This window comes from Synechococcus sp., assembly GCF_982614295.1.
The window spans coordinates 1-9,693 of the sequence record NZ_CEXBMR010000057.1 but is presented as its reverse complement, the minus strand read 5'-3'; the positions used below and the strand labels follow the sequence as shown (position 1 = coordinate 9,693).

The window sequence follows — 9,693 nt, the reverse complement described above, 5'->3', positions numbered from 1 at the left end:
CAGTCGATACCAACAAGAGCGGCTATAGCTGCGGCAAAAGTTGTTGTTGATCGACTGATCGAACGCCAAAAAGCTGAACAAGGTAGCTGGCCTGAAACAATTGCTTGCGTATTGTGGGGTACAGATAATATAAAAACCTACGGCGAATCTTTAGCTCAAATACTTTGGTTTATTGGAGTTAAGCCAGTTGCTGATTCTTTGGGTAGGGTAAACAAATTAGAATTGATCAGTCTTGAGGAACTTGGTCGCCCGCGAATTGATGTGGTTGTGAACTGTTCCGGTGTATTTAGAGATCTATTTATAAACCAGATGGGATTAATTGATCAAGGCGTCAAATTAGCTGCTGAGGCTGATGAACCCCTCGAACTTAATTTTGTGCGGCGCCATGCTTTAGAGCAGGCAAAAATTCAAGGTAGCAGCTTGCGAGATGCTGCAACTAGAGTCTTTTCTAATGCCAGTGGCAGCTACAGCTCTAATGTAAACCTTGCGGTTGAAAACAGCAGCTGGGAGCAGGAAGAAGAGCTGCAGGAAATGTATTTAAACCGTAAAACCTTCGCATTCAATGCAGACAACCCAGGTGAAATGAATCAAAACCGGGATGTTTTTGAATCGGTTATGAAAACAGCCGATGTAACTTTCCAAAACCTGGATTCCGCCGAAATTTCCCTTACAGATGTGAGCCATTACTTTGATTCCGATCCCACAAAATTAATCGCTGGGCTTCGGGAAGATGGGAAAGCACCCACCAGTTACATAGCAGACACCACCACTGCAAATGCCCAGGTGCGCTCCCTTGGTGAAACAATCAGGCTTGATTCACGTACAAAATTATTGAATCCCAAATGGTACGAAGGGATGCTTAATTCCGGTTACGAAGGGGTTAGGGAAGTGGCAAAACGCCTCAACTTCACTTTGGGATGGAGTGCCACCAGCGGTGCTGTAGATAACTTTGTATATGAAGAAGCTAATGAAACTTTTATAAATGATGCTGAAATGCGCAAGCGTTTAATGGATTTAAATCCCCACAGCTACCGCCGAATAGTTGGCACCCTACTAGAGGTGCATGGACGCGGTTATTGGGAAACCTCTGAAGAAAATATCCAACAGTTGCAGGAGCTGTACCAGGAGATCGAAGATCGCATCGAAGGGGTTGCCAACTAGCCGCCAAGCCTCCTGCACGCCTAACCAGCTTTTGTAACGAACCGCAACAATGTGTTATTATTCTTAAAGTTTCCTTTAAAGCCATGGATTCCAACTCACCTGCAACCGCTTCTTCTAAGGCCACCATCCGTGGCGCCACTGTTACCACTGAAGATGGCGGGCGCCTGAATGCCTTTGCGGCTGAACCACGCATGCAGGTTGTGAGCCCAGAAGATGGCTGGGGCTTCCACGAGCGCGCTGAAAAATTGAATGGCCGCATGGCAATGCTTGGCTTTATTGCACTTCTGGTTACCGAAAATATGCTTGGTGGCCAATCTTTCACCCACGGGTTGCTTGGCTTGGGTTGATATCCGCCCCAATCAAACCGCATTAGTTCAATTACCCGCGGCAGAATTCCTGCAGCGGGTTTCTTTATGGGTAGCACTGCTTCTTCAAATACCTTTCATGCTTGGGTGAGTGGAGCAGGACCCACCGGCTGCATCGCTGCTCTTGGCTTAGCAGCTGCCGGCTGGAAAGTTGTATTAAACGACCCCACTTCAATGCAGCAACTGCGCAGCCGCAGCCGCGCCTATGCCCTTACCCATTCCAGCAAAAAGTTATTAGCAGAATTGGGTATTTGGCAAGATTTGATTAAAAACAGTCAAGCCTTTAAAACATTGCAATTAAGCGATAGTAGCAATCATAAATCAGTTTGCTTCCATCAAAATAACCAGGATTTGGGCTGGATTATTAATCACCCAAATTTGATGGATTTACTGTTGGAACGCTGCAGACAAAACCCCTCAATCGAGTGGCGAGTTGGCGAAACTATTGATCCTGATAGCGCGCCAAACATTTCACCAAACCAGTTGAAAGTTATTGCAGAAGGTGGAAACTCAGCGAGTCGCAAAGCGCTGGGAATTGGATTTTATGGTTGGCCATACCGGCAGGGATGTTTAACAGTTCAATTGGAATTGCAGCCGCAGCAACAACTCGCTGGAGTTCAACCAGCGGATACGGCCTGGGAAATGTTTCGCCCAGAAGGCCCCTTAGCAGTACTACCGCTTGGGGGTAATAGCTATCAAGTTGTTTGGAGTGCCCCATTTAAACGTTGCCAGGAGAGGGCAGCTCTTGATCCAGCCGCGTTGCTAGAGGCACTAGCGCAGGTTCTGCCAATCCAACTGAAGCCAATCGCATTGCTTGATAAACCCGGCGCTTTTCCTGTGGAGTGGCGCATTGTTCCAAAGTTGGTGCATGGCAATCAATTGCTTTGCGGCGAAAGTGCCCACCGTTGCCATCCAGTGGGCGGGCAGGGCCTAAATCTTTGTTGGCGCGATGTAGCTGTTTTGGTTTCAGAAGCCAGGCGAATGCGCTTCAGGGATTCAAATTTGGCTGTAATGCTGCGTAGATATCAGCGACGTCGTTGGCTGGATCTGATCTGCACCATGCTGGCAACAGATGCCTTAGTGCGAATATTTTCTAACCAGCAACCACTGCTGCGCTGGCTGCGCTGCAGGCTGCTGCAGCTACTAAAAAGCAGTGCAACCCTCAGGCAATTGAGCCTAAAAATGGCAAATGGAGGGTGGGCAAATTAAAAAGTAAACCTTTTTTAATTCTTTCTTAATAGCTATCTGCTTTTTTAAGCGGCACACTACAGCCCATGGTGATTACGACCTCTCCACAACCCATCCCCCAATCTGCCCTTGTGGAATTCATCCGCAGGGATATCGGCTTGAGCGAAGACGCCTTGGCTTTGGGAGTGCGACAAGCGGTTCAAGAGCAGGCGCCTTTGCCAGTTACTTTGTGGCGTTTTGGTTTATTGAGTTTAGGGCAATTAAATCAAGTTTTCGACTGGCAGGAGCGTCAATAATATATTTTCTTTAATAACTTATTAGCACTTCTACCGGTTCATTTTCTTTTAAACGCGCCCGTCCAGAAAGATCAGTTAGTTCTGCGATAAATCCGTAGCCGCAAACTTTTGCGCCCACTTTCGCCACAAGAGCCGAACATGCAGCAGCTGTGCCCCCCGTAGCTAAAAGATCATCAATTATCAACACCTTTTGCCCAGCAGCTAGGGCATCAGCTTGGATTTCCAAACGATCACTGCCGTATTCCAAGCTGTAATCAATCCCAATAACAGATCCTGGTAATTTTCCTGGTTTGCGCACTGGCACAAAACCCTTTCCCATAGCAGAGGCAAGCGCAATCCCCACTAAAAAACCGCGGGCTTCGATGCCCACAATTAATTCAGGTGAATTGGATTCCAACTTCTCTGCTAAATCCTGTATTACTAAATTCCAAATGCTTGGATCGCGCATTAATGGGGTGAGATCCCTAAACAAGATTCCCGGCTTTGGAAAATTAGGAACATCCCTCACCAAGGCCCGCAACTGCTGGTTTTGGGATTGATCCATGGCTACAGGCATTGGGCAGGGGGGTGACGACATGCCTGCTCTACTGCCATCATCGCAGCCATTGGCCCCTTATTTTTGAACCTTCAACTCCCGCTAAACCAAAAGCGTCCGTTACCGCGTAAGGGAATGGAACGGCTTGATTTATTGCTACTTGCGATAGAGGCTTTGGATCTACACGGCAGTGAAGCAATGCTTTGGAGCTGTGAGCAGTTGGATTTGCAACAGCCCTTCCCAGATCGAGTTGCCCTATGGAAAACTCGCTGCCGCAACCCCCTTAGGAGGGCAAGTCGCAGGGGGGAGTGGAGCATCGAAGAGCAAGAGGGCTTGATTCGTTTGGTGTGTAGCCTTTCCCAACGGCTTTATCCAATGTTGCGTCAACTGCTTTCCAGCAGCGAGCCGGATGAATTAACCAATCAACGCTGGGCCCTTTTCCAAGAGCGCTACAACGATTTAATTAGCGAAAGGATGAATTTAAAAAGAGGGGCGGTGCGTTTGCTACTGGATCAAAAAACCGGAGCGCAGCGCCGCCGCGAAGTTGTGCAAACCCTCGCTCTTTGCGCAGGGGGAGCAGGCATGCAACGGTTAGGGGCGTGCTTGATGGACGGTTACTAGATGAATTCCTTTGGAGGCATGGCCCTGCGTTATGAGCAATCCAGCTGTCGCCTGGAATTAAAGGGTCTTCCAGACGTAAGCGCTCAACCCCAAAGCCCAAGCAACAGTGAGCTGCTTTTATCGATTCTTACCTCATGGGAATTGAATCTTGGCCAACGGGCCTCACTTCAAGGCAAACGGGAACATCTCGAGGCATTAGTTGAAACTGTGCTGCCTTACGTACGCCTAATGCTCAGTGGAGCTGCCTATAAACAAACAAGCAAATCAGCAGTTGTGGTGGTAGCCCCAAGGGGACGGGGCCATCAATTGCAACTTATAAGCAGCCAACCGAATACGCCGCCGCTTGATTTACAGCTTGACGATGCTGAATTAGCAGATCTCACCCAATGCTTAGATCAAATGCTGCTGGATCCACGCCAGGGCTTGAGCTTTAAGCAGCCCTTGCTAAAGCCTAAAAAGCATCAAGCCGCTGCCCCAGCGATGGTGCACAGCTGGGCTGCCCCCAGCGCGGCAATCGCCGCAGTAGCCCTCTGCGCATTGGTTGCAATGTTGCTGCCCATACCAAAACCGCTGCTGCCTGCTAGCCCCCAACCAATTGAGCGGCAAAAGCCATGACTCAAACGCCGAGTTGGAGTGAATTAAGAAGGTTGATGACTCGCCTTGGCAGTGAACTGGATGTGGTGGTGCGCAGCGACCCTGAGGTGTGTGGCCTCAGCGGCGAAAAATTTTTGATCAGCCTTCATCACACTGGTCAAGGGGATTGCACAGTGGATGGCCTCAGCTTGGTGCAATGCCCCAATGGATTGGTGGTTGATGAATTTATGCGCTGGATGATTCAAGCCGGTTACTTGACCCATCCTTTGAGCTCGATAGCGTGAGTGGATGCAAGCGCTAAAACAAAAATCGGCGTTAAGGCCTCGGCGCCGCCGCAGACCCTCAGCAGCAAAACATCTGCAGGCTGTGGTGCTGGCTTTGGCTTGGATGGCAGCAGGCCTAGGTTTGATCTTTGGCCTTTCCCAACTACCTAACCGCTTAGATACGCTGCTGTATTTCAGCACTGCCCTCGGCAATATCAGTGTTGGTTTAGTGCGTCTTGGCCTTGGGATTATTCAAACGATTGGCGCCTTAGTTTTGATTGGATTAGTAGTATTAAGTTTAGTCTTATTACTTGGTGGCTTGGTGCGATTGGTGAGAATTATCAATCCAGATATGCCGATTTCATATCCTCTGAAAAAAGTAGAAAAATCTGTTCCAGCCGCCCCCATTAAAAGCTGGCGCATTTAAGGCGCTTATTAAGCTTTCCCCAATAAAAACATCAAACTTGGATACTTACCAAGTTCAACAGCATTTAATTTTGCATCATCATTAATATCTAAACGCGAGCCTGGCAGGCAAAGCTCCCATGGCAATAACCTTAAAGCTGCGATCATTCCCATAGTGCATGCCATGGGCAAGGCGCAAACCATTTGGGTGCTAGATGACGATCCAGAACTAAGGCAGCTTCTTAACACCTATCTCAGTGAGCAAGGCTATGAAGTGCGCACCCTTAACGACGGCAAACAATTAAAAGCGCGGCTTGAATTCCAACGGGCCATTTGCTGGTGCTGGATTTGATGCTGCCAGGAGATGACGGTTTAACTATTTTGCGGCTCTTAAGAGATGCAGGTGATGATTTGCCCGATGTGATGCTCATGGCTAGAGGAGAAGCGGTAGATCGCATCATTGGCCTTGAACAAGGGCCGATGATTATCTGGCAAAACCTTTTATTCCTAGAGAACTAACCGCCAGGATTGAGGCGGTTCTGCGGCGACGTGGCGCAATGCCAGCTGGTACGCCTTTGGCTCAAGGGGAGCTGATCGAATTTGGTGAAAACCGCCTCGATCTAGCCGCCAGCACCCTGGAAAGCGCTGGCAGTGCGGTGGTGATTACCATAGGTGAATTTGGCCCGCGGCCCAGCAAGCGATACAGATAGCCGCAGTATGGATGTGCAGGTATCGAGAGTACGCAAATTGATCGAAGCAGACCCCGCAAGACCACGCTATCTACAAACCGTTTTGGGATATGGATATGTGTTTGTTCCAGAAGGCACCTCCCGTAGCAAATAAATAATGCTGCTCAGATTTATTTTATTTTTAACGCTCGGTTGTGCTTTAAACCTTGGCCTGTTGCAGCAAATGCTGGGTCAACGGCTGGAGCGGGCCCAGATGCAGCAGCTGGGTCGCAATCTGGCTGAGGTTATAAAACTGAGCCAGATGGTTTTAGAGCGCTTTCCGCCAGCGCTGGTGGCGGAGCTCAGTGGTTTACCCCTTGCCACCAATATCAAGTTTGCTGGCAACCAGCAGGGCAATCGCGATCGTGAATTAAGGCTGGAACTGTGTAAACAGCTGCGCCATTGCCCTGAAGTTCGCCCTAATAAAAGTGGAGTGGCGGGGGTATGGGTGGAACTGCTTAGCCCCTTGGAACCGGTTTGGTTATATGTGGCACTACCAAACAATCGCTGGTGGCCACCCGATCCAATGTTGGTTTCCTATTCCTTAATAAGCGGCACGGTAATAGCAGGGGCATTGTTTTTATTATTAGAGGTGCAAAGACCGCTGCACAGGCTTGAGAACGCACTCGGCAGAGTGGGTTTGGAGCAAAGGCCAGCACCATTGCCAAAAGAAGGGTCCGTTGAAGTGCAACGACTAAGCCGCCGTTTTAATTCCATGCTGGCCCGATTAGAAGAAAGTGAAACAGAACAAGCCACGATGCTTGCGGGGATCGCCCACGACCTGAAAAGCCCGATCACCAGGTTACGGCTGAGGCTTGCGGTGGAATCCGCTAGCCCCCAAGCCCAGGCCGATCTAAACGCCCTTGAGCGGATTACAGGTCAATTTCTTCTATTTGCTGGGGGCGGGCAAGGGGAACAAAAAATATTGCTGCCATTAAATGAATTAGTTGGTGAATTAAGCGCCAGATATGATGATAATTATTTGGAGTTATTTTTAAAGCCATTAGAAGCCTTAGTGCAACCGGTGGCCCTCAGCAGGGCACTTGCAAATTTAATCGAAAATGCCCTTTGTTATGGAGCTCCACCAATAGCAATCCAACTCATGAAAGAGGGCTCGATGGTGCTTATTAGCGTTACCGATCAAGGTGTTGGAATCTGCCAGAGCGAACGTGCGCAAGCTTTGATGCCGTTTCATCGGCTTGATTCCTCTCGGAGCGGGAGTGGCCACTGCGGTTTAGACCTTGCGATTGTCAGCAGGGTGGCGGAATTGCATGGGGGCAAGCTCGAATTTCGTGATCCTCCCGGCGGTGGATTCAGTGTGTGCTTGCTGCTAAGTGGGGAATTGAGCTAATGAAAACTATTGCTAAATACCTATTACTGGGACTAGGGCTAAGGATTGTTATCGCCCTATTACTGCCTCCTGGATACGACGAGGCTTATTACCTGTTTTACGGCCATCATCTAGCGGCTAGTTATTACGATCACCCAATCATGGTGGGTATCTGGGCTTGGTTGGGCTGGCAATTTCCTGGCGATAGCTTTGGCCTACGAATCCCAAGCCTGATTAGTTACACAATCGCTAGTGGCCTGTTGGCACTGGCTGCGCGCAAACGATTAACACCGGGCAGTGGCGTTTGGACGGCAATTTTGACGGGTTTATCGCCGTTGTTGCTGGTGGTTGGAGGCGTGATGTTGCTGCCGGATGCTCCGTTACTGCTGAGCCTTAGCGCTGTGGTATGGGCCCTTGCCGTGGGGCTTAACTGGGGCTGGCTGGGCTTGCTGCTGGGATTTTTAACCCTAAGTAAATATCAAGCCCTGCCACTGTTGTTGTGTTTGTTGTGTTGGGCCCTGAGCCAAAGCCAAACTCGGAGACGACTATTTAGCTGGGAAGGGGTACAGGCCTTTGGCGGCTGGTTAGTTGTATCAAGTCCTTTATGGCTCTGGAACCTCCAAAACGGTTGGATTTCGTTTTTGTTTCATAGTGCCCGCACTCAAGGCGCTGAAGGTTTCAATTTTTCAGGCCCACCTTTATTTTTACTTACTCAAATATTGGCTTTATTCCCAACTATTGCGTTATTGATGCTGCTGGGATTAACAGCACAAAAACCAGATCGATACAGCACATTTCGCGAATTACTGCGTTGGCTGGTGATCCCACAAATGCTGTTGTTTTTACTATTAGCTGGCCGCATGCAGGTATTGGTGAGCTGGCTGGTTCCCACCTGGTGGTTGCTAGTGCCCCTGGCGGCTGAACGCTTGGCCCAGGCCCAGGCAAATGGTGCTCGATGGTTAAAACCCTGGATTTGGTTCACAGCATTGCTGCCGCCAGTGCTGATGTTGGTTGCCGCAAGCCATGTGCGTTTTGGGATCGGCAGTGCATTGCTACCAAACAAATTAGACACCTCGAAAGAATTATTCCCACCCGCTCGGCTGCGGCAAGCTCTGCAAAATAACCCTGCCCTATGGGAAAAACTAAAAGCTGCCAAGCTACTGGTGGGTCAGCGGTATTACGAACCTGGATTACTTGCTTTGGCGTTAGGGGGAGATAGCAAAGCCACCTTCACCACAATCAATAAAGATGCCCGCGGTTTTGCCTTCTGGCGTCCAGCCAATGGCTATCAAGGTATGTCAGGTATTTTATTTCGATTAACCGAACCAAATCAAGGGAATAAAGAATTAGAAATCAAGCAGCAACTTGGCTCTCTTACCCCCATAGCAATAGTTGATCTTCCAAGGGGTGGAAAAACTGCGCAACGGATGGAATTTTTTAGCTTTGCTCCAATCCCACTACTTAGCGAGGGAAAATAACACACCACCACCACCAATTAAAACCAAACCCACCCATGCATAAATAGTAGGGCGTTCCCCCAAAAAGAGAAAACCGATAAGCGCTACTACCAATAAACTGAGCCGATCAACAGGCACCACTAAAGAAACATCACCCTCTTTTAGAGCTCTAAAAAAGCAAAGAGAAGATAAACTTGTTGCAATACCAGAAAGAACAATAAATATCCATGTTTGTTGCGACAAAACAAATGGATTGCTCCATTTACCAGCTGCAAAAATAAGAAGCGGTAAAAATATAGAAACAACAAATGTTCTTACTAAAGTAGCAAGATCTGGATCCACCTCCTCTAAACCAACCTTTGCGAACACTGCAGAAGCACCGGCAAAAATCGCTGAAAGCAGTGCCCAAATGAACCAAAGGGGCAATCCGCCAAGCACTAGGTATTACCAACCCTGGGGAGCTTCAGCAAAACCGGAAGAGGAGCCACCAAAGGCTTCATCATCAAACCAATCTGGGTCGTGGGCATCAGCATCAAGTTCATCATCTGGAACTGGATCCGCTGGGATTTGATCTTCTGGTACAGAAACGATTGCTTCAATTTCACTTGGAGTGGGGAGAGGGGATTCCTGCATTGATGCGCCGGGCCCGAGATAACTGATCCCATTAAGCCTCACGCGAAGGCGCTCCATGGCAGATCAACAGCTCTATGAGCGAACCAAAACATCAAACTAATTAAAACGGAGGGGGCG

14 protein-coding genes and 1 pseudogene are annotated in these 9,693 nt (G+C 48.9%); 11 read left to right on the top strand and 4 right to left on the bottom strand.

Annotated features, from left to right (window positions below):
* The 4 genes from AC2JC8_RS08975 to AC2JC8_RS08960 all read left to right on the top strand — a co-directional run.
* A partial coding sequence (locus AC2JC8_RS08975) for a cobaltochelatase subunit CobN (protein ID WP_484594569.1) occupies positions 1 to 1,161 on the top strand: 1,161 nt, incomplete at its 5' end.
* Positions 1,162 to 1,244: 83 nt separating this feature from the next.
* Positions 1,245 to 1,508 (top strand): chlorophyll a/b-binding protein, encoded by a 264-nt coding sequence (locus tag AC2JC8_RS08970; protein ID WP_255131037.1) that lies wholly within the window; start codon positions 1,245 to 1,247, stop codon positions 1,506 to 1,508.
* A 66-nt stretch (positions 1,509 to 1,574) separates the two neighbouring features.
* The gene (locus AC2JC8_RS08965; RefSeq protein WP_484594568.1) at positions 1,575 to 2,735 is read left to right on the top strand and encodes an FAD-dependent monooxygenase; all 1,161 of its coding nucleotides are present in this window, start codon (positions 1,575 to 1,577) and stop codon (positions 2,733 to 2,735) included.
* Between the two features lie 65 nt (positions 2,736 to 2,800).
* Positions 2,801 to 3,010, top strand: coding sequence for a DUF2949 domain-containing protein (locus AC2JC8_RS08960; RefSeq protein WP_484594567.1), 210 nt, complete (start codon positions 2,801 to 2,803; stop codon positions 3,008 to 3,010).
* A gap of 10 nt (positions 3,011 to 3,020) precedes the next feature.
* Here the strand turns inward: AC2JC8_RS08960 and AC2JC8_RS08955 are convergent, their stop codons facing one another.
* Positions 3,021 to 3,554, bottom strand: a complete 534-nt coding sequence (locus AC2JC8_RS08955) for an adenine phosphoribosyltransferase (RefSeq protein ID WP_484401467.1) — start codon at positions 3,552 to 3,554, stop codon at positions 3,021 to 3,023.
* A gap of 75 nt (positions 3,555 to 3,629) precedes the next feature.
* Between AC2JC8_RS08955 and AC2JC8_RS08950 the strand changes: the two genes are divergently transcribed.
* The 4 genes from AC2JC8_RS08950 to AC2JC8_RS08935 are packed head-to-tail and all read left to right on the top strand — an operon-like array spanning position 3,630 to position 5,450.
* Positions 3,630 to 4,166 carry a DUF3038 domain-containing protein gene (locus AC2JC8_RS08950; RefSeq protein WP_484401468.1) on the top strand — a complete coding sequence of 179 codons (537 nt, stop codon included), beginning with the start codon at positions 3,630 to 3,632 and terminating at the stop codon, positions 4,164 to 4,166.
* Positions 4,167 to 4,781, top strand: coding sequence for a DUF4335 domain-containing protein (locus tag AC2JC8_RS08945; RefSeq protein WP_484420383.1), 615 nt, complete (start codon positions 4,167 to 4,169; stop codon positions 4,779 to 4,781).
* Positions 4,778 to 5,044: a hypothetical protein gene (locus tag AC2JC8_RS08940; RefSeq protein WP_484594566.1), complete on the top strand. Its 267-nt coding sequence runs from the start codon at positions 4,778 to 4,780 to the stop codon at positions 5,042 to 5,044. The genes AC2JC8_RS08945 and AC2JC8_RS08940 overlap by 4 nt, the downstream gene beginning before the upstream one ends.
* 4 nt (positions 5,045 to 5,048) lie before the next feature.
* A complete protein-coding gene (locus AC2JC8_RS08935) occupies positions 5,049 to 5,450 on the top strand; it encodes a hypothetical protein (protein WP_484401472.1) in 402 nt (133 codons plus the stop codon).
* A gap of 8 nt (positions 5,451 to 5,458) precedes the next feature.
* Here the strand turns inward: AC2JC8_RS08935 and AC2JC8_RS08930 are convergent, their stop codons facing one another.
* On the bottom strand, positions 5,459 to 5,614 hold the full coding sequence (locus AC2JC8_RS08930) for a hypothetical protein (RefSeq protein WP_484420384.1): 156 nt from the start codon (positions 5,612 to 5,614) through the stop codon (positions 5,459 to 5,461).
* Between AC2JC8_RS08930 and AC2JC8_RS08925 the strand changes: the two are divergent.
* The 3 genes and pseudogenes from AC2JC8_RS08925 (at position 5,613) to AC2JC8_RS08915 (ending at position 8,964) form a co-directional block, all read left to right on the top strand.
* Positions 5,613 to 6,271: pseudogene (locus tag AC2JC8_RS08925) on the top strand (response regulator). The gene AC2JC8_RS08930 and the pseudogene AC2JC8_RS08925 sit on opposite strands and share 2 nt — an antisense overlap.
* 3 nt (positions 6,272 to 6,274) lie before the next feature.
* Positions 6,275 to 7,507 carry an ATP-binding protein gene (locus AC2JC8_RS08920; RefSeq protein ID WP_484594565.1) on the top strand — a complete coding sequence of 411 codons (1,233 nt, stop codon included), beginning with the start codon at positions 6,275 to 6,277 and terminating at the stop codon, positions 7,505 to 7,507.
* Positions 7,507 to 8,964 carry an ArnT family glycosyltransferase gene (locus tag AC2JC8_RS08915; protein ID WP_484594564.1) on the top strand — a complete coding sequence of 486 codons (1,458 nt, stop codon included), beginning with the start codon at positions 7,507 to 7,509 and terminating at the stop codon, positions 8,962 to 8,964. Before AC2JC8_RS08920 ends, AC2JC8_RS08915 begins: the two co-directional genes overlap by 1 nt.
* Here AC2JC8_RS08915 and AC2JC8_RS08910 read toward each other — a convergent pair.
* Both AC2JC8_RS08910 and AC2JC8_RS08905 read right to left on the bottom strand, forming a co-directional pair.
* A complete protein-coding gene (locus AC2JC8_RS08910; RefSeq protein ID WP_484401479.1) occupies positions 8,944 to 9,312 on the bottom strand; it encodes an EamA family transporter in 369 nt (122 codons plus the stop codon). The two genes, AC2JC8_RS08915 and AC2JC8_RS08910, sit on opposite strands and share 21 nt — an antisense overlap.
* 75 nt (positions 9,313 to 9,387) lie before the next feature.
* Positions 9,388 to 9,633, bottom strand: coding sequence for a hypothetical protein (locus AC2JC8_RS08905; protein WP_484401480.1), 246 nt, complete (start codon positions 9,631 to 9,633; stop codon positions 9,388 to 9,390).
* Between the last annotated feature and the right edge of the window lie 60 nt (positions 9,634 to 9,693).

Excerpts from the sequence above, each read along its gene's own strand:
- AC2JC8_RS08920 (WP_484594565.1), top strand. The coding sequence starts at position 6,275 with ATGCTGCTCAGATTTATTTTATTTTTAACGCTCGGTTGTGCTTTAAAC.
- AC2JC8_RS08960 (WP_484594567.1), top strand. The coding sequence starts at position 2,801 with ATGGTGATTACGACCTCTCCACAACCCATCCCCCAATCTGCCCTTGTG.
- AC2JC8_RS08930 (WP_484420384.1), bottom strand. The coding sequence starts at position 5,614 with ATGGCATGCACTATGGGAATGATCGCAGCTTTAAGGTTATTGCCATGG.
- AC2JC8_RS08935 (WP_484401472.1), top strand. The coding sequence starts at position 5,049 with ATGCAAGCGCTAAAACAAAAATCGGCGTTAAGGCCTCGGCGCCGCCGC.
- AC2JC8_RS08955 (WP_484401467.1), bottom strand. The coding sequence starts at position 3,554 with ATGGATCAATCCCAAAACCAGCAGTTGCGGGCCTTGGTGAGGGATGTT.
- AC2JC8_RS08940 (WP_484594566.1), top strand. The coding sequence starts at position 4,778 with ATGACTCAAACGCCGAGTTGGAGTGAATTAAGAAGGTTGATGACTCGC.
- AC2JC8_RS08915 (WP_484594564.1), top strand. The coding sequence starts at position 7,507 with ATGAAAACTATTGCTAAATACCTATTACTGGGACTAGGGCTAAGGATT.
- AC2JC8_RS08965 (WP_484594568.1), top strand. The coding sequence starts at position 1,575 with ATGGGTAGCACTGCTTCTTCAAATACCTTTCATGCTTGGGTGAGTGGA.
- AC2JC8_RS08970 (WP_255131037.1), top strand. The coding sequence starts at position 1,245 with ATGGATTCCAACTCACCTGCAACCGCTTCTTCTAAGGCCACCATCCGT.
- AC2JC8_RS08945 (WP_484420383.1), top strand. The coding sequence starts at position 4,167 with ATGAATTCCTTTGGAGGCATGGCCCTGCGTTATGAGCAATCCAGCTGT.
- AC2JC8_RS08905 (WP_484401480.1), bottom strand. The coding sequence starts at position 9,633 with ATGGAGCGCCTTCGCGTGAGGCTTAATGGGATCAGTTATCTCGGGCCC.